This window comes from Niallia nealsonii, assembly GCF_002835805.1.
Taxonomy (GTDB): Bacteria; Bacillota; Bacilli; order Bacillales; family Cytobacillaceae; genus Niallia; species Niallia nealsonii.
The window spans coordinates 140,669-166,459 of record NZ_PISE01000011.1 but is presented as its reverse complement, the minus strand read 5'-3'; the positions used below and the strand labels follow the sequence as shown (position 1 = coordinate 166,459).

At 36.2% G+C, this 25,791-nt stretch carries 24 protein-coding genes; 23 read left to right on the top strand and 1 reads right to left on the bottom strand.

The window, feature by feature from the left end:
- Positions 1-52: 52 nt before the first annotated feature.
- The 5 genes from CWS01_RS05550 to CWS01_RS05530 all read left to right on the top strand — a co-directional run bounded on the left by CWS01_RS05550 (position 53) and on the right by CWS01_RS05530 (position 4,707).
- Complete coding sequence (locus CWS01_RS05550; protein ID WP_101176162.1) at positions 53-1,354, top strand: pyrimidine-nucleoside phosphorylase; 1,302 nt, start codon at positions 53-55, stop codon at positions 1,352-1,354.
- A gap of 21 nt (positions 1,355-1,375) precedes the next feature.
- Positions 1,376-2,050, top strand: coding sequence for a deoxyribose-phosphate aldolase (gene deoC / locus CWS01_RS05545; RefSeq protein ID WP_101176160.1), 675 nt, complete (start codon positions 1,376-1,378; stop codon positions 2,048-2,050).
- A gap of 266 nt (positions 2,051-2,316) precedes the next feature.
- Entirely contained in the window at positions 2,317-2,715 is a 399-nt protein-coding gene (locus CWS01_RS05540) for a cytidine deaminase (protein ID WP_101176159.1), read from the top strand.
- Positions 2,716-2,734: 19 nt separating this feature from the next.
- Positions 2,735-3,913: a NupC/NupG family nucleoside CNT transporter gene (locus CWS01_RS05535; protein WP_101176157.1), complete on the top strand. Its 1,179-nt coding sequence runs from the start codon at positions 2,735-2,737 to the stop codon at positions 3,911-3,913.
- A 176-nt stretch (positions 3,914-4,089) separates the two neighbouring features.
- Positions 4,090-4,707, top strand: a complete 618-nt coding sequence (locus CWS01_RS05530) for an AmiS/UreI family transporter (RefSeq protein WP_101176155.1) — start codon at positions 4,090-4,092, stop codon at positions 4,705-4,707.
- Positions 4,708-5,019: 312 nt separating this feature from the next.
- Here CWS01_RS05530 and CWS01_RS05525 read toward each other — a convergent pair whose 3' ends face one another.
- Positions 5,020-5,340, bottom strand: a complete 321-nt coding sequence (locus CWS01_RS05525) for a hypothetical protein (RefSeq protein ID WP_328588894.1) — start codon at positions 5,338-5,340, stop codon at positions 5,020-5,022.
- A gap of 430 nt (positions 5,341-5,770) precedes the next feature.
- Between CWS01_RS05525 and CWS01_RS05520 the strand changes: the two genes are divergently transcribed.
- From CWS01_RS05520 to CWS01_RS05435, 18 genes are all read left to right on the top strand, one after another.
- Positions 5,771-7,273: a BglG family transcription antiterminator gene (locus tag CWS01_RS05520; RefSeq protein WP_101176153.1), complete on the top strand. Its 1,503-nt coding sequence runs from the start codon at positions 5,771-5,773 to the stop codon at positions 7,271-7,273.
- A 25-nt stretch (positions 7,274-7,298) separates the two neighbouring features.
- The gene (locus CWS01_RS05515) at positions 7,299-7,775 is read left to right on the top strand and encodes a PTS sugar transporter subunit IIA (protein ID WP_168714359.1); all 477 of its coding nucleotides are present in this window, start codon (positions 7,299-7,301) and stop codon (positions 7,773-7,775) included.
- A gap of 15 nt (positions 7,776-7,790) precedes the next feature.
- Complete coding sequence (locus tag CWS01_RS05510; protein WP_101176151.1) at positions 7,791-8,102, top strand: PTS fructose transporter subunit IIB; 312 nt, start codon at positions 7,791-7,793, stop codon at positions 8,100-8,102.
- A 19-nt stretch (positions 8,103-8,121) separates the two neighbouring features.
- Positions 8,122-9,207 carry a PTS fructose transporter subunit IIC gene (locus CWS01_RS05505; protein ID WP_101176149.1) on the top strand — a complete coding sequence of 362 codons (1,086 nt, stop codon included), beginning with the start codon at positions 8,122-8,124 and terminating at the stop codon, positions 9,205-9,207.
- A 21-nt stretch (positions 9,208-9,228) separates the two neighbouring features.
- Positions 9,229-10,083 carry a class II fructose-bisphosphate aldolase gene (locus CWS01_RS05500; protein ID WP_101176274.1) on the top strand — a complete coding sequence of 285 codons (855 nt, stop codon included), beginning with the start codon at positions 9,229-9,231 and terminating at the stop codon, positions 10,081-10,083.
- 19 nt (positions 10,084-10,102) lie between these two features.
- Positions 10,103-11,002 (top strand): ketose-bisphosphate aldolase, encoded by a 900-nt coding sequence (locus CWS01_RS05495; protein ID WP_101176146.1) that lies wholly within the window; start codon positions 10,103-10,105, stop codon positions 11,000-11,002.
- Positions 11,003-11,297: 295 nt separating this feature from the next.
- Positions 11,298-11,984 (top strand): CPBP family intramembrane glutamic endopeptidase, encoded by a 687-nt coding sequence (locus CWS01_RS05490; RefSeq protein ID WP_328588897.1) that lies wholly within the window; start codon positions 11,298-11,300, stop codon positions 11,982-11,984.
- A gap of 144 nt (positions 11,985-12,128) precedes the next feature.
- Positions 12,129-12,908 carry an alpha/beta hydrolase gene (locus tag CWS01_RS05485; RefSeq protein ID WP_101176142.1) on the top strand — a complete coding sequence of 260 codons (780 nt, stop codon included), beginning with the start codon at positions 12,129-12,131 and terminating at the stop codon, positions 12,906-12,908.
- Positions 12,909-13,237: 329 nt separating this feature from the next.
- On the top strand, positions 13,238-14,245 hold the full coding sequence (locus tag CWS01_RS05480; protein ID WP_101176140.1) for a LacI family DNA-binding transcriptional regulator: 1,008 nt from the start codon (positions 13,238-13,240) through the stop codon (positions 14,243-14,245).
- 329 nt (positions 14,246-14,574) lie between these two features.
- Complete coding sequence (locus CWS01_RS05475) at positions 14,575-15,609, top strand: Gfo/Idh/MocA family oxidoreductase (RefSeq protein WP_101176137.1); 1,035 nt, start codon at positions 14,575-14,577, stop codon at positions 15,607-15,609.
- Between the two features lie 70 nt (positions 15,610-15,679).
- Positions 15,680-16,642 carry a sugar ABC transporter substrate-binding protein gene (locus CWS01_RS05470; RefSeq protein ID WP_235851981.1) on the top strand — a complete coding sequence of 321 codons (963 nt, stop codon included), beginning with the start codon at positions 15,680-15,682 and terminating at the stop codon, positions 16,640-16,642.
- Positions 16,643-16,910: 268 nt separating this feature from the next.
- A complete protein-coding gene (locus tag CWS01_RS05465; RefSeq protein ID WP_101176272.1) occupies positions 16,911-18,419 on the top strand; it encodes a sugar ABC transporter ATP-binding protein in 1,509 nt (502 codons plus the stop codon).
- Between the two features lie 67 nt (positions 18,420-18,486).
- A complete protein-coding gene (locus tag CWS01_RS05460) occupies positions 18,487-19,428 on the top strand; it encodes an ABC transporter permease (RefSeq protein WP_407938539.1) in 942 nt (313 codons plus the stop codon).
- A gap of 171 nt (positions 19,429-19,599) precedes the next feature.
- The gene (locus tag CWS01_RS05455; protein ID WP_101176133.1) at positions 19,600-20,148 is read left to right on the top strand and encodes a DUF3231 family protein; all 549 of its coding nucleotides are present in this window, start codon (positions 19,600-19,602) and stop codon (positions 20,146-20,148) included.
- Between the two features lie 212 nt (positions 20,149-20,360).
- Positions 20,361-20,756: a DUF2500 domain-containing protein gene (locus CWS01_RS05450; RefSeq protein WP_101176131.1), complete on the top strand. Its 396-nt coding sequence runs from the start codon at positions 20,361-20,363 to the stop codon at positions 20,754-20,756.
- A gap of 307 nt (positions 20,757-21,063) precedes the next feature.
- A complete protein-coding gene (locus CWS01_RS05445) occupies positions 21,064-22,665 on the top strand; it encodes a PTS sugar transporter (RefSeq protein ID WP_101176128.1) in 1,602 nt (533 codons plus the stop codon).
- A gap of 255 nt (positions 22,666-22,920) precedes the next feature.
- Positions 22,921-23,073, top strand: coding sequence for a hypothetical protein (locus CWS01_RS05440; RefSeq protein ID WP_328588893.1), 153 nt, complete (start codon positions 22,921-22,923; stop codon positions 23,071-23,073).
- Positions 23,074-23,181: 108 nt separating this feature from the next.
- Positions 23,182-25,554 (top strand): polyprenyl synthetase family protein, encoded by a 2,373-nt coding sequence (locus tag CWS01_RS05435; RefSeq protein WP_101176125.1) that lies wholly within the window; start codon positions 23,182-23,184, stop codon positions 25,552-25,554.
- The last annotated feature ends 237 nt before the right edge of the window (positions 25,555-25,791 follow it).

The following is a 25,791-nucleotide window of genomic DNA, read 5'->3' as shown; positions in this document are numbered from 1 at the left end:
TGAAAGCGTTTAATTGAATGTTGGTATCCATATATTTTAGGAGGAAAACATTATGAGAATGGTTGACTTAATTGAAAAAAAGCGCAATGGACAAACGTTAAATAAAGAAGAAATTGATTTTATTATTACTGCTTATACAAATGGAGATTTGCCTGATTATCAAATGTCAGCATTTGCGATGGCCATCTATTTTCAAGGAATGACGCAAAAAGAACGTGTTCATTTAACGGAAGCTATGGTGAATTCTGGAGATCAAATTGATTTATCAAAAATTGAAGGAATCAAGGTGGATAAGCACAGTACAGGCGGTGTAGGCGATACAACGACGCTAGTGTTAGGACCATTAGTAGCAGCGTTAGGAGTTGCAGTTGCAAAAATGTCTGGTCGCGGTTTAGGTCATACTGGCGGGACAATTGATAAGCTTGAAGCTGTTCCTGGTTTCCATGTTGAAATAACAAACGAAGAATTCATTCGTCTTGTGAACACAAATAAAATTGCAGTAATAGGCCAAAGCGGAGATTTAACGCCGGCAGACAAAAAGCTGTATGCTCTTCGTGATGTAACAGCAACAGTAGATTCTATTCCTCTTATTGCAAGTTCTATTATGAGCAAAAAAATTGCAGCTGGTGCTGATGCCATTTGTTTAGATGTCAAAACAGGCAATGGCGCCTTTATGAAAAAGCTAGAAGACGCGGAAGAACTGGCAAAGGCAATGGTGGAAATCGGCAAAGGGGTAGGACGAAATACAAAAGCGATCATTTCAGATATGAGCCAGCCCTTAGGTTTTGCGGTAGGAAATGCCCTTGAAATAAAAGAAGCAATCGATACATTAAAAGGTAAAGGTCCTAAAGATTTAACAGAACTTTGCTTAACTCTTGGAAGCCATATGGTTGTTCTTGCTGAAAAAGCGGAAAATTTAGAAGCGGCACGCACCATGCTGGAAGAAGTGATTGAAAATGGCAAAGCTCTTGAAACATTTAAAACATTCCTAGCAGCGCAAGGAGGAGATGCGTCTGTTGTTGATGATCCTTCTAAATTGCCAGATGCTGTGCATAAAATTCAAGTTCCTGCAAAAGAAAACGGCTATATTTCCGAGATAATTGCGGAAAATATAGGAGTAGCTGCAATGAAGCTAGGAGCAGGTCGCGAAACGAAAGATTCTGTCATTGACTTGGCTGTTGGCATTATGCTGAATAAAAAAGTGGGAGACGAAGTGAAAAAAGGCGACGCTCTTGCAACGATTCACAGCAATAGAGAAGATGTGCAGGAAGTAATAGATATGGTATACGATTCTTATAAAACAGTGGCCGAAAAAGTAAAAGCTCCGACATTAGTTTATAAAGAAATTCATTAGAAAATAGTTAGGGTGGATAAAATGAGCAAAAACATTACAAATATTATTGATCATACATTATTAAAAGCAGACGCAACACTAGAGCAGATTACTGTGTTGGCACAGGAAGCAATTCAATATTCATTTGCTTCAGTCTGTGTCAATCCGACTTGGGTAAAAAAAGCAGCAGAGCTGTTAAAAGATGCTCCTGAAGTAAAAGTTTGTACAGTCATCGGTTTTCCTCTTGGGGCGACAACTTCTGAGGTGAAAGCATTTGAGACAACAAACGCTATAAATAACGGCGCGGATGAAGTAGATATGGTTATCAATATAGGAGCTTTAAAAGATAAAAATTATAATTTGGTATTAAATGACATTAAAGCAGTTGTGAATGCTGCAAAAGATAAAGCATTAGTAAAAGTGATTATTGAAACAGCACTATTAACAGAAGAAGAAAAAGTGAAAGTTTCAGAGCTTGCAGTAGAGGCAGGAGCTGACTTTGTCAAAACATCAACTGGTTTTTCCACAGGTGGAGCAACGGCAGAAGATATAGCGCTTATGAGAAAAACCGTTGGACCTGAAATTGGGGTGAAAGCTTCTGGAGGAGTAAGAGGTTTAGAAGACGCAAAAGCAATGGTAGAAGCTGGTGCAACTCGTATCGGCGCAAGCTCTGGCGTATCGATTGCCAAGGGCGAAAAAAGCGATTCGGATTATTAATAAATAAGGCTGTTTTCGTAAACTTTGTTGCTTTTAAAGGAGTAGGGTGATTGCAGTGAAGGGATGCTCGCTTTCCGTGGGGCGGGCGGTGAGCCTCCTCAGGGCTGTGCCTTGCGGGGTCTCACATGTCCCTCCAATCCACCTGTTTTAACCATGGATTTACTCATGGGAACTATCCGAAAAACAACCATCTTTTAGAAAAAAGCCATAAATAAAAAAGCAGGTGAGCCTTCTGGCTTGCCTGTGTTAAAAAGGGATGATTAATAGTGGATCCAAAACAATTAATAGAGGAAGCTATTTTAGCAAGCAAACAAGCCTATGTTCCCTATTCCAAATTTACTGTCGGAGCGGCACTTTTAACAGCTGATCATAAAATATATCATGGATGCAATATCGAAAATGCTTCCTATGGGTTAACAAACTGTGCAGAAAGAACAGCAATTTTTAAAGCGGTTTCAGAAGGGGACAAGCACTTTTTGGCTATTGCTGTGGTTGGCGATACAGATGGTCCAATCTCTCCATGCGGTGCGTGCAGGCAAGTATTGTCAGAGTTTTGCGGGAAAGACACGCAAATTATTTTAGCAAATATAAAAGGTGATTTTGTGATTACCACTATCTCTGAGCTGTTGCCAGGCTCTTTTTCATCAAAAGACTTACAAAAATAAGGAAGCGGCGGAGGAGACTATGACATATTTAATCGGCATCTTAGGGTTGCTTGTTGTCTTTGGGCTTGCGTATCTTGCAAGTAATAATCGTAAAAGAATCAAATACAAACCGATTGCGATAATGGTTGTTATTCAGCTTGTATTATCAGCACTATTACTCAATACTAAATTTGGTTTTGTCATTATTAATGGAATTGCGAGTGTTTTTGGAAAACTGCTGGAATTTGCGAATGAAGGAGTCGGTTTTGTATTCGGCGGAATGGCGAATAAAGGAGAGGCGCCGTTTTTCTTAAATGTTTTGCTGCCAATTGTATTTATTTCCGTGCTAATCGGGATCTTGCAGCATTTTAAGATACTTCCATTTATTATGAAGTGGATTGGGCTTGTTCTCAGCAAAATCAATGGAATGGGAAAACTCGAATCATACAATGCAGTAGCTTCTGCTATTGTAGGTCAATCAGAAGTGTTTATTACGGTTAAAAAGCAATTGGGCAAATTGCCTCCTAATCGTTTGTACACGCTCTGTGCATCGGCAATGTCTACTATATCCATGTCCATTGTTGGAGCATATATGACAATGATTGATCCAAAATATGTTGTAACAGCCATTGTTATCAACTTATTTGGTGGATTTATTATTGCTTCTATCATTAATCCATACACAGTGCCTGATGATGAGGATATTTTAGTAGTACAAGAAGAAAAGCAAACCTTTTTTGAAATGTTGGGCGAATATATTATGGACGGATTTAAAGTTGCCGTTATCGTTGGGGCGATGCTGATTGGTTTTGTTGCTCTTATGGCAGCTATTGATGGCTTATTTGAAATGATATTCGGCCTTTCCTTCCAGCATATTCTTGGCTATGTATTCTCTCCAATTGCTTTTATTATGGGAATTCCTGCTTCAGAAGTTATAACAGCAGGTGGAATTATGGCAACAAAACTTGTTACAAATGAATTTGTAGCAATGATGAGTTTATCAGATATTGCTTCAACGCTAAGCCCAAAAACAGTTGGAATTGTATCTGTGTTTTTAGTGTCATTTGCAAACTTCTCCTCGATTGGAATTATTGCAGGTGCAGTGAAAAGTTTACATGAAAAACAAGGAAACACGGTTGCACGATTTGGACTTCGATTGTTGTATGGGGCAACGCTTGTAAGTGTATTATCAGCAATTATTGTCAGCTTTATCTTATAATCTAAGTTTGCTTGTTATTTTTTAGTATGAATGAGGCCACAATGGCGACATGCAATTGCCAAGCAGGCCTCTTTTTTCATAGCAACATGTACGAAAAAAGCCTATCACTTAAAAGCAGTTGCCTTCAGCCAATAGCAATTGCTTTTTCTTTTTAAAATATAAATAGGGGGAAAACGATGGATCAAATTGGACTATTGCTGTCTGGAGCAGCACTATTTTTAAATGGGCTGATGCTGCTTGGAAAAGCCGATGAAAAAAATGTCGGCATCTATAATTTATTTGTTGGTGCATTTCAAGTTATCGCCCCGTTTTATTTAATTATTACTTCTGATCAGAACAATTGGGTCTTATATGAAAAGTCAGCTATATTCTTATTTGGATTTACGTATTTATATGTAGGCGTGACAGTGTTAAAAGGCATGAAGGGAACAGGACTGGGATATTATTCCTTGTGGGTTTCCATTATCGGCCTTGTATATGTAACGGTTTCTTTTGTCCGTTATCAGGATATAAACAATGCTATTACATGGATTCTTTGGTCCTTTTTATGGTTTTTATTTTTTGTACTTAACACAAGCAAAAAAGACGTTTCAAAATTTGTTGGAAAAGTGGCTATTGTACAATCTTGGGTAACTTTGACGCTGCCTGCGCTATTTTCTTTAACAGGAGTGTGGCGAAGTATATACAATATATGGAGTGTTGTACTTATTTTGACTATTTTATATTTTGTCTGTACAACGTTTAGCAATTTTTTGCTTGATAGGAGAAAACAATTTAATGTAAAGCAAATTTAGGTTTAGTCTCCTAATAAGGACAAAATAGAGGGGGATTTTAGGAATTGCCCCCATTGCCGTCAAAGTGAAAATACTAAGGTTAGCAGTTGCTAATCTTAGTATTTTTTTGAATTGGAAGCTGCATAAACAAAAAGTTCTATTAATTTTTATCAAGACTGCATTATAGCTTTTTGCTCATGTTATACCAAGTGATCCCTCCGTGTTGAGAGTTTGAAATTCACTCGTTAAAGTATCCGTGACTTTCATAGAAGGAAATTAAGTTATCCGTGCATGTTAGTGTGATTGTTTCACGGTGCTTCCTTTTCAAAGCAGTTAAGCAATTTTGCTGCAATGCCTCTTTTGATAATGGGGGTCTACTGCTAATCCTAAAATGCTTTGATGTCCCCCAGTTGCTGGATTTTTTTTGATATCGCTAAATAAATCATCTGTAATAAATCTTGTTTGAATAACGGGACCATTAATCAGCCCCACTATTGCACTATTTTCCTCGACTGCAAAATACCTATCTGGAATCAAGTAAATGCGCTTTTCAGTAGATTCTTTTGTTGAGGCTTCTTCTTTTGAAAAACAAAGATGTTCAATTTTTACAACATCAGATAAATCCTTTATTGTTGCGGTTCTTATTTTTAACATAATTACTATTTCTCCACTTTTAAAGTGGTATCTAGAAACTAATATTTAATCTAGATACAATTAATTAGAATGATATATACCTAGTATTTCATAGATATTTTCCATAGAAAATGATTTTATGACAATAAAAGATAAATATTTGTTTACAATATTTACCCCAGGCTGCCTTTCAAATGTACGCTTTTTTTGTTGCTCTCCTTGTTCGGATGCTCATTACCTACCCTGGTAACTCCGCTCCTCAAAAGGCAGACGTTTTCAATCAGCCTGAGAGTGTTCGTTTTTGACTTTATCTATCACTCTAATAAGGAAGTTCATAATCTGCCTACATTAATAGGGACATAAAATTTAACTTAAAATTGTAATTGTGTATCCGCTTTCAAATTGATAAGATAAGGTCATAGAAAGGGTAGAAATGAGGTGAATACAGTTTTTGAATGAGCGCCAATATAAAATTATTGAAATTTTGCAAAAGGAGAGGCGGTATGTAACTGCTTCTGAATTGGCTGAAAAGCTGTCTGTTTCTAAAAAAACAATTTACCGAGACATTCAAGAGATAGTAGAAACCGATCCTACCGAGTATAAAATCAGAAAGAAAGAAAATTTTGGATACTTTCTCGAATTTTATGAGAAAAGTAGGTGGAATGAAGACCAATTTGATCATCCAGAAGAACGGCGCTTAAACCTACTATTATTTCTTCTTTCCATTGCACCAAATAAAACATCCATCCAGAAAATAGCAGACAGATACTTTGTTAGCCAAAGCTCCATTATGAATGATTTTAAGCATATAGAAAAAAAAATCAGCCCGTTCAATTTGCATTTGTCGAGGAAAAATGATGGTACGTTTATTGAAGGGGATCAGCTTTCCATTTATCGAATAATGTCTGTTATTATTGAAAGTTACTTAACGCAAACAGGAGATCTGTTTAGTCAATATGATATCCCTGATTCCATTAAGGATATAAAGGTGATAAATGCAAGATTGATGGAAATAAAGGAACTTCTTCATGATTTTCAAGAGAAACATGATTTACTTTTAGATCAGCCATACTACTTAACGCTATTTTGTTCACTCCTTTCTATTATTGAAAAGCATACGAATAATCTGCAGCTTGTAGTAAATGATGAAAATATGTATGAAGAGATAGATAAGGGTTCCGCTATTTACAAAATGACGAAAAACTTGGTAGATAAGCTAGAAGCTTTATATTTTATTCAATTAAAACCATCTGAAAGTTATTATCTTTATTCTATTTTAAAAGCCTATAAGCTTAATTCTCGCTTTTTGCTTAATCAAGATACGGAAAAAATCATGAATGAGCAAGTCGAGATGCTGGCAGAGCAGTTAATTCAAAAAGTCGCAGAAAAAAGCGGCTACCAGTTTATAGAAGATAAAGAATTAACAGAGCAATTGACGCTGCACCTTCACTCCATGGTTTATCGATTAAACCATCAAATCTATATTATTAATCCTATCATAAAATCAATCAAATCTAATTTTGCCAATATATTTAATCTAGTGAAATACTGCACCAATGAATTAAATAAAGAAGGAATTTACGATAAGTTTGTAACAGAGGAAGAAATTGGCTATATTACGCTGTATTTTCAAATTTCTTATGATGAAAGATTTGCGAATAAAATCCCCATATTAATTGAGTGTACAAGTGGAATAGGGACATCTCACTTATTAAGCGAAAAAATCAAAAAGAACTTCCCGAATATTCTTATAAAAAAAATTATTGCACAACAGCGAATCAAAAAAAGTGACTATGATGATGTTGAACTTGTTATATCGACAGTCAAAACGCACAGCATTATTGATAAACCGACGATTCTTGTCAGTCCTATTTTAAATGAAGAAGATAAGTATAAAATTAATCAATTTATAAAAAATTACTATCAACAACAAGTGATTTTATCAGAATATTAACCATGGGAGATAGGAGGTTCTTTAGATGGAGGCTAAAATGGAAGAATTAGATTTTAGTAAAGTAGTAACAGAGGAACTTATTCAATTGGATCTGCAAGCTGCAACAAAAATAGAAGTAATTGAGGAATTAACCAATCTATTATTTGTAAACGGTTGCATCCTGGATGAAGAGGCCTTTATTAAGGATGTGATGTATCGAGAAAATGAGGGAGTTACCGGTTTAGAGAAAGGAATCGCTATTCCTCATGGAAAATCAGATGCAGTACTTAAAACATCTATCGCGATTGGCAGAACAAAAAATCCGGTGGAATGGGAATCAATGGATGGCAATCCGATTAATATTATCATATTGTTTGCTGTGAAAAATGCTGATAAAACGACCACGCATATTAAACTGCTTCAGAAAGTTGCAGTTTTACTCGCAGATGAAGAAACCATTGAACAGTTCCAAACACTTCAAACAAAAAAAGATTTTTTGAAGCTTCTATCCAAAAATAATTAGTAGGGGGAATGAAGAATGAATATTGTAGGAATTTCTGCTTGTACTTCTGGCATCGCTCATACGTATATTGCGAAGGAAAAACTAATTAAAGCAGGGCAAGAGTTTGGACATAAAGTCCGCATTGAAACACAAGGAACCATTGGCACAGAGGATGAATTAACAAAAGAAGAAATTATGGAAGCAGATTTAGTCATTATTGCTGCGGATATAAAAATTAGCGGAAAAGAACGTTTTAAAGGCAAAAAAATAGTGGAGATACCAACAAATATTGCTATAAAGGCACCGAAACAATTATATAAAAAGATTGAAGAGGAATTAAACAAATAACAATAAGGAGGGTTATGATATGTTAAAAAAACTTCAAATTAAGAAGCATGCTTTAACTGCTATATCCTTTATGCTGCCGCTTGTTGTTGCCTCAGGACTTTTAATTGCGATTGGAAATTTAACTGGTGGAACGGTAATAGAAAATTATAAAGAAGCCTATTCGATTCCATCCGCACTTGTTTCTTTAGGTGTGTTGGGAATGGGCTTATTAGCTCCTGTTATTGCAGGCGCCATTGCCTATTCCATTGCTGATCGACCGGGGATCGCACCAGGTTTATTGATGGGGCTTATTGCTAATGCCATTGGAGCTGGATTTTTAGGCGGTATGTTGGGTGGATTTATTGTTGGTTATTTTGTTTTATTCCTTAAGAACCGTCTAAAAGTGCCAAGATGGGCAGAAGGCTTAATGCCAATGATGATTATTCCGTTAATATCAAGTGTAGTTATTGGATTATTGATGTTCTTCGTGCTGGGAGTGCCAATTGTATGGGCAACAGATGGATTGACTTCTTTTTTAACAAGTATGCAAGGTTCGATGCGATTTGTCTTTGGGGCAATATTGGGAGGAATGGCAGCATTTGATTTTGGCGGACCGGTAAATAAGGTAGCTTCTCTGTTTGCAGATGGACTTTTGCTAGAGGGCATTTATGAGCCTGAAGCAGTAAAGATTTTGGCATCCATGGTTCCTCCTTTTGGTGTAGCACTCTCTTGGCTTTTGGCTAAAATGTTCCGCAAAAAACGATATACAAAATCGGAAGAAGATAATATTAAAATTGCCTTTCCGATGGGAATCTGTATGATCACAGAAGGAGTTATTCCTATAGCTGCTGTCGATATTGTAAGAGTAGTAGCATCATGTACAATTGGTGCAGCAATTGGTGGAGGTTTCTCGATGATGTGGGGAGTAGGCTCACCTGTTCCTTCTGGAGGAATGTTTATCGTACCAGCAATGAATCATCCATTACTTTTCTGTTTGGCATTATTTATTGGATCATTGATTACAGGAGCTATGCTGTTTTTATGGAAAAAAGAGCCTATGGAAAAAATCATAGAGGATACTCCAGAGGAAAAAATGGATTTATCGGATATAAAAATCTCATTTTAACAAGATTGGAAGCGATTAATGATGTATGTTTCGATGAAGGGTATGCTAGAACGTGCAAATAAAGGCAAATATGCAGTAATGGCAATTAACTGTTTTAACTTGGAGACTGCTAAAGCAGTGATTGATGGGGCTCAAGGCTTAAGAGCTCCCATCATTATTGATTTGCTACAAGACCATTTGATGGATCACTTAGGCAGTAAGCTTCTCACTCAGCCGATTATAGAAATGGCCAATGCTGCAAGTGTCGAGATTGCAATCAATTTGGATCATGGCCAGGATATAGGTTTTGTCAAAAGATGTTTACGAGATGGATTTTCCAGTGTCATGATGGATGCTTCTTCTTATCCGATTGAGAAAAACATAGAAATTACGCGCAATATGGTCGAGTTTGCCCAAACCTATGATGCAAGTGTAGAAGGAGAAGTTGGAAATATTGGATCAGTAGCCAGAAATCACATGACGGGAGATGATATGTATACAAATCCAGATTTAGCGATTGAGTTTGCGAGACAAACAGGAGTAGATGCACTTGCCATCTCTTACGGTTCCAGTCATGGAGATTATCCTGATGGTTATGTTCCTGAATTTCGCTTTGATATTATTGAAAAAATAAAAGAAGCAACCAACATTCCACTTGTTCTCCATGGGGGATCAGGATGCGGGGAAGAGAATATCAGAAAGTCTATCGAACTTGGAATCAATAAAATTAATGTGGGTTCTGATTTTATGAATGCTCAAATTCAAAGCATAAAACACAACTTAAGCCGCCAGCCAACAATCAGTTATCCTCAATTAATACATGAAACAATGGCGGCAGGAAGTGAATTAGTCAAATATTATATTCAGCTTTCCCAATCAGAAGGAAAATCGCTGTAAAAAAAAGGAGATTAATAGTATGTTATTAAATATGAAACAATTATTAACGGTTGCACAAGAGTATAAATTTGCAGTAGGAGCATTTAATGTAGCAGACAGCAATTTTCTTAGAGTAGTAGTAGAAGAGGCAGAGAAAAATAACTCGCCAGCTATTATAGCCGTCCATCCAACAGAATTAGATTTTACAAAAGATGATTTCTTCTCATATGTGTTAACTAGAATTAAAAATAGCCATGTTCCCTTTGTACTGCATTTGGATCACGGTGGCAATATAGCGGATATTATGCGGGCAATACATGTAGGCTTTAGCTCTGTCATGATTGACGGATCGTTGCTTTCTCTTGAAGAAAATATTAAACTAACGAAGCAAATAGTAGAAATTAGCCATCCATTAGGAGTATCAGTTGAAGGGGAATTAGGAACGATCGGAAACACAGGAACGTCAGTAGAAGGAGGAGTATCAGAGGTTATCTATACAAGACCGGAAGATGCTCAGGAATTCGTGGAAAAGACAGGCGTTGATACATTAGCAGTTGCTATCGGCACATGTCATGGCATCTATCCAAAAGATATGAAGCCTGAATTGCGAATGGATATCTTGAAAGCCATTAAACAAAATGTAGACATTCCACTTGTCTTGCACGGCGGCTCAGCTAATCCAGATGAAGAAATTGCTGAAGCAGTGCAAATTGGAATTCAAAAGGTAAATATCTCGTCTGACTATAAATTCGCCTTTTATAAGAAATGCAGGGAAATCTTAGCTGCAACCGAGCTATGGGACCCCAATGCGATATATCCTGAATGTATAGACGCAGCAAAAGAAGTAGTAAGATACAAAATGAATTTATTTAACTCTATTGAAAAAGCAGATATCTATAGAGAAAAGCAAATTACAGCATGGAGAAGTGAATTTCTATAAAATTATTGACTATAACCTTATTACTAAAGGATCCCTATTGTGAATGATATCACAATAGGGATTTTTTTAGTAATAAGGTTATTCTCGACTGGCAGGTTAACGAAGGTATTATTTCCTGAGACTAATGATTTTTTGGGGGATCTTTTATTAAGGGAAAAAGGAAAATCAGAATATTGTGATACAATGCGAAGCAGGTTATAATTGGTAATAGTTGTTAAATAAGGGAAGAGGGATGATTGAATTGTCAAACAATTTAAAGCTTTTACTAAAGATTATCGGTCTGGAATTACTATTAATGTTTTTCTATACGGTTAATGGTGCATATGTTACTATTGCTGAGCCGTCTAGTCCGGTGCTTCAGTTTATCGGTCTGGTTCCTTTAGCTGCGGGGATTTTTGTGTATCTTTTAATAAAAAAGAAGTGGAATTATTATTTCTTTAATAAGCCTAAAATAACCAAAAGCGACATTCAATTATCTTTACCCCTATTAGTTGTTTTGCTAATTATACTGATTGGCAGTAAGGGATTAAATGCTGCATCAATTGCTGACTTGTTCTTTATGTTCATCATGCAGTTTTTCTTCGTTGCATTTATTGAAGAAACTTTTTATCGTGGTTTTATGTTGAAAATGTTGCTTTCAAAAGGGGTTAAAAACGCAGTGCTAATTTCAAGTTTTCTTTTTGGGATTACCCACTCTTTGCAGCTTATTGGCGGGCAATCTGTTGAGGAAACTGTTCTGCAAATTATTTATGCTTTCATAGTTGGTCTCGTTCTATCCTTGCTTATTATAAATAAACAATCCATCATTCTTACAATTGCATTCCATGGATGCAATAACTTTTTCAATTTTATGGGCAATGTCGAAAATCATATTATATATGATTATATCATTATTGCCATTCTTCTTTTTCATGCTATATTCTTATGGAAAAGCATGAATAGAGGGGAATACATAAGAAAAGATATTCATTTTACAGGATAAGATAGTGTACTGTTCAATAAATAAACGGACTTTAAAGCGTGAAGCTTTAGGTCTTTTTTTATCTTAAAAGAGTTTATTTGTGTAAGCGTTGTTAAAAGATAGTAGAATGAATACATAGATGAAATGAAAGGAATGTGATTGTATATGGCGTTTATTCAATGTCAGTTTTTTTCCGATGTACTGCAATTGAGTACTGCTATGACTGTTATTCTTCCAGAGCAAACAAAAACACAAATTGGTTTAGAAAATAATAAAGCAGAAGGAAAACATCAAACATTATATCTTCTGCACGGTCTAAGTGATGATCAAACTATTTGGACAAGAAGAACTTCTATTGAAAGATATGTTGCACCACTCGGGTTAGCAGTTGTTATGCCGAATGTTCATCGTAGTTTTTATGCAGATATGAGATATGGAAACAAGTATTGGACATTTTTAACAGAAGAGCTGCCTTTTGTTGCTCGTTCCTTTTTTCCGTTATCAGAAAAAAGAGAAGATAATTTTGTTGCTGGACTTTCTATGGGAGGGTATGGAGCTTTTAAGTGGGCGTTGAATAAACCAGGGCAAATCAGTGCAGCTGCAAGTTTATCAGGAGCATTGGATATTGTAAACCTTCAAGAATTAAGAAAAGAAGATCGTTTTTTTGAACCAATCTTTGGAGAGGAAAAGATTGCAGGTACATACAATGATTTAATCTATTTAATCGAAAAAATGAAGAACGTTGATGTATTGCCAAAACTTTATCAATGCTGCGGCACAGAGGACTTTTTATATGAGGATAATTTGCGATTTAAAGAAGCATGTGAAGCAACTGCGTTTGATTTTACGTTTGAGCAAGGTCCTGGCTCTCATGAATGGGGTTATTGGGATGAAAAGATAAAAGATGTTCTAGCTTGGCTGCCTTTGAAAAATAAGCAGGTCTGACTAAAATCTCCTTTGTACTATTAACTTTATGGTGCAGAGGGGATTTTTTTAAAAAATGGTACATTACCGTTTTTAAATGCTGTTAATTATTAGATTAGATGTTATGAATGGAACTAAAAACATGCAGGCAGATATAAAGTAGAACCATTTATTTATTATCAAACATAAACAATCTTTAAGTGAAATAACAAAAAAATAAGCATGTTGCTAATGTAATATTATAAAACTGGCAAACCACTGTATCTTATACTATATTTAGAATAACGAAATGAATAGACTAACAACTTGAATTATTTTCTAAGAAGAGAGAACGAAAGTAGGCTAAATACATGAAAACAACAATCTATCAAGTGGCACAGGAAGCGGGGGTGTCCATTTCGACCGTTTCTAAAGTGATAAATGATACTGGACGTATTAGTGAGGAGACAAGGAAAAAGGTAAAAAAAGTCATGAAGGAGCTTAATTATCAGCCGAGTGTTGTGGCATCTGCTTTAACGGGAAAACAGACGAAAGTGATTGGGTTGCTGATTGCAGATATTTCCAATCCGTTTTATGCAGAGGTGGCTCGTCAAATTGAAAACAGAAGTCGGGAGCGTGGATTTCATGTGATGATGTGCAGTACGGATAATGAAGAAGAAAAGGAAAAAAATTATTTGTCCTTGCTGACAAGGCAGCGTATCGATGGGCTTATTGTGGCTTCAGCATTTCATAATACGGATGTATTAGCTAAAGTCATCCAAAATCAAAAGTATCCAGTAGTCATGATTGCTTCTGATATTCCGAAGCTTCCCATTCATTCTGTTAGAGTAGATGATTATCAAGGAAGCTATTTGGCAGCTTCCCATTTGGTGCAACTAGGGCATAAGAGAATTGCAATAATAGCAGAGAACATTAGAAGCAATCATCAACGGGTTACTGGATATAAAGATGTATTGGGAGAATATGATTTGCCTTTGCTAGAAGAATACATGGTGCAGACAGAAGCTACTAATGAAAAGGGATACGAAGCAGCCAAACAGCTACTTTCTTTAGAGAATCGGCCAACTGCTATTTTTGCAGGAAATGATTTACTTGCTACAGGTATCATTAAAGCGGCAAAAGGTTTGAATTTAGACGTTCCAAAACAGCTTTCTGTAGTTGGGTTTGACAATACCATTTTATCCACGGTGCTAACCCCTGCGTTAACTACGGTTGCACAACCGATCCGAGAAATGGGCTCTAAAGTGGTTGATTTGCTGATTGAAGAAATGGAGCAGCCGAGCAAATATAAACAGCGATTATTGTTTACTCCAGAATTAATAGTTCGTGAATCAACAGCATCATGGGATAGGAAATAAGACAGGGGATTCCAATATATATTCAAGAGTTTATCAAAAAAAAGAGAAAAAAACCAATTATTATGAAAAATTTAACTTATTTCGTATTGCAACAAATGAATTTATGAGATAGAATAAATTTATCAACAAAAGAAAGCGCTTTACTAAAAGTTTTCTAAAAGTGTTGGTTAGATAATGATTATTTTTTGGGGAAAACTCTTTTTTATTTGATGTAAAAGGAGGAATTTATTTTATTCTAATGATTTAACTATATTTTTTTGTTTTATCCGTTGGATTAATAGCATAAAAACATGATTCAGAAGATTAAACAACATATTAGGAGTGGTTAGATGAAGAATAAAACGAAATGTGCCATTTTAGGTATTGGAAGATTAGGGTACTGGCATGCAATTAATGCGGCTACGAGAATTCAGAATGTAGAAGTTGCTGCAATATTTGATATTGATTTAACTAGAGCCGAGCAAGTCGCAAGAGAATTAGAAATACCTAAATTCACATCAAATGAAGAAGATATTTTTCAAGATGACAGCATTGAGGCAGTTATTATTGCTACACCAACAAGCACTCATTATGAATTATTAAAAAAAGCATCTTTGGCTAACAAAAAGATTTTTGTGGAAAAGCCATTAACGATTGATTTGCAAGAAGCAGAAGAGATTACAAGTTTACTAGATAAAAATAATACATACTGTCAATTAGGATTTATGCGAAGATATGATCCTGCCTATGCAGAAGCAAAAAGAAGAATTCTTGCTGGGGATATTGGGAAACCGCTTTACTTCAAAGGCATTTCAAGAGATCCGGATTGTCCACATGAAGCATTTATAAAAAACAGCGGCGGCATTTTTGTAGATGTTTCCATTCATGATTTTGACATTGCAAGATATCTGTTTGATTCAGAAATAACAAAGGTTTCAGCGAATGGAAAAGTGCTGAAGCATCCTTTTGTTGAGAAGTATCAAGATGTTGATCAAGCGCTTTCCTACATTGAATTTGAATCAGGTGCAGCAGGGGATGTGGAAGCAAGCAGAAATGCTTATTATGGTTATGATATTAGAGCGGAAATTATCGGATCAGAGGGAACGATTGTAGTCGGGGATAACTTGCAGATGCATAATCTGCATATTTACACAAAAGCAGGAAAGACGCATGATATTCTACCACATTTTCCGGAACGATTTGTAGATGCTTACAACTTGGAGTTAGTAGATTTTTTTGCAAGATTAAGAGAGGGGAGACCAGCTCCAGTTACTGCTTACGATGGATTGAAAGCGCTTAAGGTGGCTTGTGCTGCAAGAACATCTTATTTAACGCAAAAACCAGTATCACTAGTCGAAGAAACGACTGCATCAACTCGCAATTAATTGTACAAAGATCATAATTTATTTCAGTATTTCCATTCTTTAAATAATAGATAATAGGGGGAAATGGGTAATGAAGATGAAAAAATTTGGTTTGATTTTAGCGAGTATAGGATTAGCAGCGGCAATGGCAGGATGCAGCAAGGACACTTCTAGCAGTAGCGGTGGCAATGACAATGAAAGCGTGGCAGTGGTGCTAAAAACATTAAGCAGCCCATATTGGAAATATGTTGAAGCAGGTGCAAAAGCAGCAGGGAAGGATTTAGGGACGGATGTAACAATAGTAGGTCCTGCTTCTGAGTCGCAGATTATGGAGCAGGTTAATATGATTGAAGATTCATTAAATCAAGGAATTGGAGCTTTAGTTGTTTCTCCTTCCCAGCCAGATACAGTGGTTCCTGTTTTGGAGCAAGCAAAACAAAGTGATGTACCTGTTCTTTTAATTGATACAGATGCGGATTTTTCTGATAAAGAATCTTTTATTGGAACAGACAATTTGACAGCAGGGAAAGAAGGAGGCAAGCTGCTTGCTTCTATGTTGAAAAAAGGGGATAAAGTCGCATTAATAGCTGGCGCTTTAGGAAATAGTGCAATGGACCAGCGGGTTAAAGGGGCAAAAGAAGCTCTTGAGGAAGCTGGAATGGCAATTGTAGCAGAACAGCCGGCAGACAGTGATAAAACAAAAGCGAATACAGTAATGGAAAATATTCTTCAAAAAAATGCTGATATTAAAGGGGTATTTTCCGCAAATGATGATATGGCAATTGGGGCTTTGCGTGCAGCAGAATCAAAAGGACTTAGCATCCCTATTATAGGAACAGACGGAACAGTGGAAGCAATCCAGTCTGTTATTGATGGGAAATTAGCAGGAACAATTGCACAAAATCCATATGAAATGGGCTATCAAGGAGTAGAAAATGCAGTAAAAACGATTAAAGGAGAAAAAATTGATGCTCGCATCGACAGCGGTATTGATGTTATTACAAAAGAAAACGCACAAGAAAAACTAGAGTTCTTGGAAGGCATTACAAAATAAATAGCTTGAATATACGAATTCTATCATACAAGAGCAGGGTTCGTATATTTCTCCTTTATCACGCATTAACGGGCAGTAAAATCCCCACCTAAGGGATTGTAAGAGAAAACGAGAAATCTAGGTGGGGAATAACTGCCCATAAAAGCCTGATTGGTTCAACTAACAATCAGTGGGGGAGGAAGAAAACCCCCACTGATTGAAGTTTCACTTTATAAAGGAATATTTCATGACAGAGCCAATAAAAGAAGCTAGAGAAAGGAGAAAAAGTATGGCGGATAATCGACAATTACTTGCGATAAAGGGAATTAAAAAAAGCTTTTCTAATAACCATGTCCTAAAAGGCATCGATTTAGAAGTAAATGCAGGGGAAGTTCATGTTTTGCTTGGGGAAAATGGGGCAGGCAAATCAACGTTAATTAAAATTTTGACTGGTGCGTATGAAAAGGATGCAGGAGAAGTTTATTGGGAAAATCAGCTTGTTTCCATTAATAATCCAGTAGATTCTATGAAACTCGGCATTGCTACTATTTATCAAGAATTAAATGTAATTCCGCAACTAAAAGTATATGAGAATATTTTTCTTGGCAGAGAATTAAAAACTGGAGGGAAAAATTCTCTTCTTGATCATAAAAGCATGCGCGAAAAAGCGAAAGAGTATTTGATTATGCTAGGGCAAGATCCTAGTTTGGCTGATGCGGAATTAAGTGAGCTGGGGATGGGGCAGCAGCAATTGGTAGAGATTGCGAAAGCACTGACATTAGATGCAAAATTGTTGATCATGGATGAGCCGACTTCCAGCTTAAGTGGATCAGAAGTGGAACAGTTATATAGTACAGTAGAAAATTTAACACAAAAAGGAATGGCAATTGTTTTTATTTCTCACCGTTTAGAAGAAATTAAAAGAATAGGCGATAGGATAACCATTTTGCGGGATGGATTTAAAATTGAAACATTGCCTGTAAAAACAACAAGCACCGATCACTGGATTGAGTTGATGGTAGGACGATCTTTAGATGAAAAGTATCCGAAACAAAACTTCCAGCTAGGAAAAGAAGGGTTTCGTGTGGATGGTTTAAAGGTAAAAGGGTCCCCCCATGCACTTAGTTTTCAAGTTAATCATGGAGAAATTGTTGGTTTTTCCGGATTAGTTGGCGCAGGAAGAACAGAATTGGCCAGAGCAATTTTTGCTGCTGATCCAAATGATGGCGGGAAGATTTTTGTGGAAGGGAAAGAAGTGAAGATTCGTTCACCAAGAGATGCCATAAATGCGGGTATTGCCTTTATTACAGAAGACCGCAAAAGTGAGGGGCTTTTATTAGATCAGCCTCTTGATTTTAATATGGCGCTGGCAAATATGAAAGGATTTCAATCAAAAACTTCCAAGCTTATTAATTTGCAGCGAATTAAGGAAGTGGCGAAATCGTATATTCGAGAATTGCAGGTTAGACCAAGCGATATTGAATTAAACGCTCGGAAATTAAGCGGCGGAAATCAGCAAAAAGTTGTGATTGCAAAATGGCTGGAAACTAAAGCAAAAGTATTTATTTTTGATGAACCGACAAGGGGAATTGATGTAGGGGCAAAAGTAGAAGTATATCGTTTAATGAATCAGCTGGTAGAGCAAGGTGCAACTGTTTTGATGATATCTTCTGATTTGCCGGAAATTTTAGGAATGTGCGATCGAATTATTGTGATGAGCGAAGGGGAAATTACTGCTAATTTAGGTCGAACAGAAGCAACGCAAGAAAATATTATGAAAGCAGCTACTGGAGGGTGAGAAAATGTCAAAGGCAATGGTAAATGAAACACAAACAAAAACGGAAATAGTAGAAAAGAAAAAAAATATGCGCTATTATCTGGATAAATTTGGTGCAGTCATAGGCCTAGTTGTTTTAAGTGCTATTTTAACATTTTTATCAGATCGCTTTTTAACATTAAATAATGTAATGAATATTGCCCGCCAGTCTTCTATTAATGCGTTACTGGGGCTTGGGATGCTGCTGCCGATTTTAACAGCGGGCATTGATTTATCAGTTGGATCTATTTTAGCTATTTCCATTATGGTAATGGGCGTTGTGGTTGTTAATATGGGAGTGCCGCCTTTACTTGGCATATTAATTTGTTTAGCTGTAGGTGCTTTTTTTGGCTGGCTGAATGGCATTATGTTGACAAAACTTCGTTTGCCCCATCCATTTATTTCAACATTAGGAACAATGAATATCGCAAGGGGATTAGCGCTTATTATTACAGCGGCAGCACCGATTGCAGGATTTCCATACTTGATTCAATACTTGGGACGCGAGTTTGTTGGACCAATTCCTGTTAGTTTTGTATTAGTAATTGTTATGTATGTTATCTTCCATATTTTCTTAACACGTACACAAACAGGACGCTATATTTATGCAATTGGCGGAAACAAAGAAGCAGCTCATTTATCAGGAATTAATGTAAATAGAGTATTAATTATTGTTTATTCTATTAGCGGATTTATGGCAGCGCTTGCAGGTTTGGTGATGGTAGGAAGAGTAAACTCTGCATTCCCACTAGCAGGCCTGTCCTATGAGTTAGATGCGATTGCAGCAGTAATCATTGGGGGAGCAAGCTTCTTCGGCGGCGTTGGAACGGTTTGGGGAACGCTGATTGGTGCGATGATTATTGCGGTTCTTCGAAATGGATTAAACTTATTGAATGTATCTGCAGACTTCCAAATGACGGTAATAGGCTTTGTTATTATTGCTGCAGTATATGTAGATGTACTTCGTCAAAGAAGATCCAAAAAAGATTAATAATTTTTCCCTCCATTTTATGAAGATTTTCAAAGAATGGAGGTTTTTTCTTTAAAGAGGAAAGGAGCTTTCTTCATTAAATGCTAATAGATATGACAGATATATTTAAGTTGCGTAAAATCCAATTTTTGGAACATCTTAATAGTAAAAAGCATAATGAGGTGTGAAAAATTGGCACATAAGATGGAAGCGATTCTGGATTATTTTAAGACAAAGTTTCATTCAGAACCTAAACCGAGATTGCATGTTGGAGAAGTGATGGGGTGCTGGACATATCATACTGCTATTGCGGAAGAAATACCCGTACTCGAAATGGCTCTTAATACAACAACTGATAATGTACTAGTTAAATTAATAAACGAGGCGAAAGAAATTGCGGTGGAACAGCGCAATATATTGGAAAAATTTATGCTGAATGAGGGGGTTTCTCTTTCTATTTCATCAGAGTCGAAACCCAAGTCAGATCCAAATGCCATACCACTTGGAGCAAAGTCAACAGATTTAGAAATTGCAAATCTACTTGTAGCAAAAGTAGCATCCAATATTGTGATGTGCTCCACTAATATTACGCAAAGTGTTCGCAGTGATGTCGGCTTAATGTGGATAAGATTTCATACGGAAAAATGTATATATGGAATGGAGTTAAAAACAAAAATGAGAGAACATGGATGGATAAAAATGCCTCCTTACTATAATCCTCCAGGAGCACCTAATGAATAAAGTGGAAGGATCGTTGGAAAATATGTATGTTACATTAATCTAGTGCCTAGTGCACTAGATTTTTTTATGGAAGGGAACAAAGACTGCATTATAAAAATATGGCAGCGAAAATAGTGAAACTTTTTTTAATAATCAATCGCAAGTATGCTAAATTAGCCTACAAGGATAAGATTTATCGTGTAAAGTAGGAAGATAGGATGGAGGAGACAGTTATGGGATTTGATGATGGGTTTAGCATTTTTGATAATTTATTATTTAACTTTGGTCCTATTTTTATGGTTATTATTTTTGCACTTGTAATCGGGGGATTCATTTATGCCATATTTAAGGGAGTTAAACAGTGGAATCATAATAATGGCCAGCCTAAACTTTCTGTTCAAGCAAAAGTGGTCACAAAAAGGACAGCTGTAAGAGGAGGGGGAGAAACAACTGCGTCAACGGATTATTATGTAACGTTTGAATATTCAAGTGGAGACCGAAGCGAATTTGAAGTAGCAGGCAATGAATTTGGTCTATTAGTTGAAGGAGATGCTGGAGAATTGCATTTTCAGGGAACAAGATATCAAGGGTTTACAAGAAATAGAGAGATTGTTTCTAATCAGTCTTGATAATGAATCTAGAATGGAAGGGTTTTTTAGTTTAATTGAATTAAATATAAGTATCTAAGATTCATTAAAAGAGATTAACGAGAAGAAGTTGTACCATTTTTAGCGGTATGGCTTCTTTTTTTATAATTTTAGAAAAGTGACTTGATTCAAAGTATATTAAATTGTATGATAATTTAGTATGATACTACTTTAATATACTAAAGTTATAGTAGAAATAGGAGTGTACAACATAAAATCAAATCGCTGCAAGTGAATAGATGGCAGATTGCAACTATTTTTGCCGTTTTAGTAAGGGGGACTTTTGAAAGTGAAAAATATTATCATTATCGGAAGCAGTGGGGGCAACCTATTTAACTTAGGAGGGGCAAATCCTAAGAAGCTTCTTGATGAAATTTTGCTGCAAAGTGAGGCAGCAGGTCTGTGTTTGAAAAATATTCAATTTATCGCTGCAGATGAATCAATGGATACAGCAAAAGCTAGTACAAATACGAATATTTATAGTTATAAAGAGGATAGTATTGTAAATTATTTTCAAGGAAATTTAAAGGAAGCCAATCAGCAAGCCACTTTATTGGACCAACAATTGGCAGAAGCTATTAGAAATGATGCAATTGATGGCATTATTGCGATGAGTGTAGATGCATTAGGGGCAAATAAACAAACGATTGCAGCAGCCATTGAGAAAAAGATACCGGTAGTAGGAACTGGCGGCACTTCTATGGCAACTATTACGTCGATGGGTGCAAATGTTATTTCATCATCTGGCACGACAGGTTCCACTAATAGAACAAGGGCCATTTCTTTTGTGTCTTCACTCTGCAAATATTGGCATATTAAATTTAATCCAGTTATTGGTTCTCCGAATAAAAAAGAGAGTACAGCCCAAGGATCTATCTGGAAAAATATTAATATTAGAGGAATAATGGTTTCTTCACTCCCAGGCTTTATTGCAATGGCATTGATTCTTGCCATTAGTCAAATACCTGCATTAAAAGGATTAAGTGCTGTTTTTGATTTAATGATTAATGCTCTTCCTGTCATGTTGGCAGTCATTGCGGCCAAGCAAGTATCAGATTTAGATGAAGTATCGATAATTGCTGGAGTGATCGCCGGAATTTTATCTACTTCAGGAGGAATTATTGGTGGAATTATAGCAGGAATTATGGCAGGGGTTCTTGTGCATTTCTTTTTCAAGAAATGCATTGAATGGCGTTTTCCTATTACTACTGTAAATATAGTAAGCGGCGGGTTGGCAGGATTGATTGCAGGTTTAATTGTCTACTATTTAATTGGGCCTATTGCATTGCAGGCAGGCAACTTAATTAAAGAGGTAATTGAGCAAACTGTTGCATTTAGCCCAATACTTGCGGGAATTATTGCAGGTTTGCTTATTTGGCCAGCCATTTTAGGTGGAGTCTATCATGCAGCTATTTTGCCAATTGTTTTATTGGAAATGGAGAAAACAGGAAACAGTTTCTTAGGAGCTGTTGATATGGTTGGGTTGGTAATGGTTGCTGCAGGCATCAATTTAGCCAATATACTTTCACCCCGTGATCGAGGCGAAAGTGCAGTTGCTACACCAGGATTTTTAATAAACATGGGATTTGGCACATTTGTAGAATCAGCTTATCCATTTATGTTTTCTAATAAAATTGTTTTCGGAGGCGCGCTGTTATCTGCAGGCATTGGGGGAGCGCTAGTCGGTCTATTTAACGTCAGAGGTACAGCTTATGTACCGTCATTTACAGCGCCATTTCTATCTAATAATATCAGCGGATTTATTATTGCTATGGTTGTGCCGTTAATTTGTGCGTTTCTTATAACACTTATTGCGAATAAAGTATCTGTGAAAAATAGTAAGCAAGCTATCGAGAGTAAGAGAGAGGTTGCGGCAGGGAAAGCTGAATAAAAAAGAAGTCAGGAGCCGTTTGGTTTCTGGCTTTTTGTATGGTGAGAAAGGATTATGGAGAGTACAGGGGAATCAATTAGCACTATTATTGTTTTAAAATAATAGTGTTTAAAGGAGAAGCCAAATGCTAGCTAAAAGAAAAAAGTGTAATTTAAATCAGAATATAAAAAATCAAATTATAAGATAATCCTTGAATGTCCACAAGGGAATCAACTTGATGTAAAGTTTGATTATACATATGCAGCCAAAGGTTATATGCCATTAAATATGGAATATAATGAAGTAGATAAAGGTGCCAAACTTGCCCGGTATACAAATGAAGTGGAAAAAATGACAGTGCAAAGCTTTTTAATTGAAATTGCAGAACGTATTAATAAGAAGTACAACTTTAAAATAAAAAAGAATTAATCGTTAAATAGAGTGCCAGACTGCTAATATGCTAATGTATAGACAGTCAGGCGCTCAAGCATTTCCGCTTAGATAAAATAAACCACTACGAAACAGAGGTGATGCATTATGAATGAAGAATTAGCAAGTAATACAGATTATTGTTATTACTTGGCTGAAGAGAAAGCTGGCCATTATTTTAAAGTACTCCATAAACAATTGATAGAAAAACACTATGTCCCTGCTTTAACAAAAGACATTCAATCTTGGAAACTCAATCATATTCATTATCCTTCCCTTTTATCCTTTTTTCCTCGAAGAAAAAAAAAGCCAGTATCGAAAGAGTATCGTTCTTATATTCAATATTTGAATTATACGAGCAAATTGGATGATTATCTAGAGCGCAGCATTTCTTATATTTATATGCGCGATTTAGGAAAAGCTCTGACTTCACCCAATACCGAAAGCAGGGTTCGAAATGTTGTGGAGCAGTTAAAAAAGAATCTTCTATTAGACAACGGGGATAAAATAGAACCGTTCAGCATGGCTAGCTTGTATAAAATGGCAAAAAAGAACGGTGTAGAATCTACCATGATTTGGGCAATAGAAAAACTAAAAAATGTATCTGCCATTATTCCAAAGGGGATGGATGTAGTGCATGCGCAGCGAAAGATTCTTAAAATTATAGCTGGAGTCGTGATGAATGCAATAGAAGAAATGGAAGCGGGCATCTCGTTAGAAGAACGCACAAACAAATTAACGAAGGCAATAAAGATAGGATACTATTATGGGCTGACATATCCTTTTATTGATGACCTTTTGGATGCCAATATTTTATCAGATCATGAGGCAAAAGATTATTCTAATTTAATACGTACAACGCTTAAAGAAGGGAATGTGCCGGAGTTTAGTGAATGGAAAGGAAAAAATAAACAGCTTATTCAATCTATTCATTCAGAATTGAAGGAGGCTTTTCTTTATATTAAGGCAAATCAAAAAGAGGAGTCCCTGGAGGCTTTTTTACAGCAATCCTATGTATTTTTTTGCGCACAGGAAATCGATCGCCTGAAGCATTTATCTTATGAACATTATACAAATGAAGAGCTGTACATCCCAGTTATTTTGAAATCCTCTGCATCAAGGCAGATTGTCCGATCCTTGATTAGTGCGCCAAAAGATGGCGACTTTGACAAGCAAACTTTTTGTTATGGGATATATAATCAGCTGGCAGATGATTTTGCGGATCTGTTTGATGATTGGGAGGAAGGAGCAGTAACTCCTTATACATATTATATGAAGCACCATCATCGAAGAAATGATCTTATTAATCCATTTGAATTATATTGGACAGTCATCTTCTATTTAATTCATCATGTCTATCAATCTGACAAAAAGACATGTAATGTAATTTTGGATCGTGCAATCAATGGTCTAAAACGATTTAAAGAAAAAAAGGGGAATAAAAGATACAAAGAAGTGATGGATTTATTTGCATCTGAGATTCCTGCATTTAATCGCCTTATTCAAACAATGGTCCAGAAAGCAGATAATGTGGATTTTTTTGATAAATTGCTTCGTGACCAGATGGTAGTCACCTTAAAAAATGAACAGAAGGATCAAAAAGAATTTTTTCATACGATTAAGTCTGTACAATCTCAAATCAACATCAGTCTATTGATTGCAAAAAGTGAACGAGCTTTTTCTTCAGATGATGCAATCGTTGATGGAGCCAATTATAGTTTAAATGGAAATGGAAAGAGAATTCGGCCAATTATTGCCTGGTGTATGGGAGTGAACGAATATGGTTTGGATGAGACAGAAATCTTGCCTCTTGTGCGCTCATTAGAATATATGCATACAGCATCCTTAATCTTTGATGATTTGCCCTCACAGGATAATGCATCTATAAGGCGAGGGCGTTTAACTTTGCATGAAGTATATAATACTGCCATCGCTGAATTAACGGGGCTTTTTCTTACACAAAAGGCCATTGAAGAACAAACAAACCTCAGTCACTTTGATCCCCAAACGGTGCTTTCGTTGATACGCTATACAGCGAAAGTGACAGGAGATATGTGCAAAGGACAGGCGATGGATTTAGAATCAAAAGGGAAACAGTTGACTCTTAATCAATTGAACACCATTTGCTTTTATAAAACAGGAATAGGTTTTGAAGCTTCTCTTATTATGCCCGCTATTCTCGCAGATGCCAAGGAAACAGAAATCGCCGCATTAAAAAAGTTTGCCTATCACGCAGGAATTGCATTCCAGATTAAGGATGACTTGCTTGATGTGGAAGGGGATAAGGGGTTGCTTGGAAAAGCCACTGGCAAAGATGTTGAAAACAATCATTCCACTTTTGCTTCTATACTAGGAATGGAAGGGGCAAGGATAGAAATGTGGGAACATTACTGCCTAGCATTAGAAGCGCTGCAGGAAATGTCCTGGAAAACAAAGTTTTTAAAGCATTTGCTGGATTATCTGGTGCATCGAAAGAAATGAGAGATTGTTTTCTTTGCTTTTTAGCAGTTTTGATAGGTAGAATTACACTTAAACTGAAAAAAGTCGGAATTTTAACATACTTCTTTGAACTTACCTTCTCTAACAGTTTAGGAAGGAAAGTATCAGCTTTTTATGAAAAAATAGACTATTGAAAATAAAAAGGTGATAGGATATGGAGTAAAAATTTAAGAAAAAGAAATACTTTAATTATAAGAAAAAATATATTGCTAATCCAAA

Bases quoted from the DNA above. Each gene is read 5' to 3' on its own strand.
- CWS01_RS05550 (WP_101176162.1), top strand. From the start codon at position 53: ATGAGAATGGTTGACTTAATTGAAAAAAAGCGCAATGGACAAACGTTA.
- deoC (WP_101176160.1), top strand. From the start codon at position 1,376: ATGAGCAAAAACATTACAAATATTATTGATCATACATTATTAAAAGCA.
- CWS01_RS05535 (WP_101176157.1), top strand. From the start codon at position 2,735: ATGACATATTTAATCGGCATCTTAGGGTTGCTTGTTGTCTTTGGGCTT.
- CWS01_RS05530 (WP_101176155.1), top strand. From the start codon at position 4,090: ATGGATCAAATTGGACTATTGCTGTCTGGAGCAGCACTATTTTTAAAT.
- CWS01_RS05525 (WP_328588894.1), bottom strand. From the start codon at position 5,340: ATGTTAAAAATAAGAACCGCAACAATAAAGGATTTATCTGATGTTGTA.
- CWS01_RS05515 (WP_168714359.1), top strand. From the start codon at position 7,299: ATGGAGGCTAAAATGGAAGAATTAGATTTTAGTAAAGTAGTAACAGAG.
- CWS01_RS05510 (WP_101176151.1), top strand. From the start codon at position 7,791: ATGAATATTGTAGGAATTTCTGCTTGTACTTCTGGCATCGCTCATACG.
- CWS01_RS05505 (WP_101176149.1), top strand. From the start codon at position 8,122: ATGTTAAAAAAACTTCAAATTAAGAAGCATGCTTTAACTGCTATATCC.
- CWS01_RS05500 (WP_101176274.1), top strand. From the start codon at position 9,229: ATGTATGTTTCGATGAAGGGTATGCTAGAACGTGCAAATAAAGGCAAA.
- CWS01_RS05495 (WP_101176146.1), top strand. From the start codon at position 10,103: ATGTTATTAAATATGAAACAATTATTAACGGTTGCACAAGAGTATAAA.
- CWS01_RS05490 (WP_328588897.1), top strand. From the start codon at position 11,298: ATGTTTTTCTATACGGTTAATGGTGCATATGTTACTATTGCTGAGCCG.
- CWS01_RS05485 (WP_101176142.1), top strand. From the start codon at position 12,129: ATGGCGTTTATTCAATGTCAGTTTTTTTCCGATGTACTGCAATTGAGT.
- CWS01_RS05480 (WP_101176140.1), top strand. From the start codon at position 13,238: ATGAAAACAACAATCTATCAAGTGGCACAGGAAGCGGGGGTGTCCATT.
- CWS01_RS05475 (WP_101176137.1), top strand. From the start codon at position 14,575: ATGAAGAATAAAACGAAATGTGCCATTTTAGGTATTGGAAGATTAGGG.
- CWS01_RS05470 (WP_235851981.1), top strand. From the start codon at position 15,680: ATGAAGATGAAAAAATTTGGTTTGATTTTAGCGAGTATAGGATTAGCA.
- CWS01_RS05465 (WP_101176272.1), top strand. From the start codon at position 16,911: ATGGCGGATAATCGACAATTACTTGCGATAAAGGGAATTAAAAAAAGC.
- CWS01_RS05460 (WP_407938539.1), top strand. From the start codon at position 18,487: ATGCGCTATTATCTGGATAAATTTGGTGCAGTCATAGGCCTAGTTGTT.
- CWS01_RS05450 (WP_101176131.1), top strand. From the start codon at position 20,361: ATGGGATTTGATGATGGGTTTAGCATTTTTGATAATTTATTATTTAAC.
- CWS01_RS05440 (WP_328588893.1), top strand. From the start codon at position 22,921: ATGCCATTAAATATGGAATATAATGAAGTAGATAAAGGTGCCAAACTT.
- CWS01_RS05435 (WP_101176125.1), top strand. From the start codon at position 23,182: ATGAATGAAGAATTAGCAAGTAATACAGATTATTGTTATTACTTGGCT.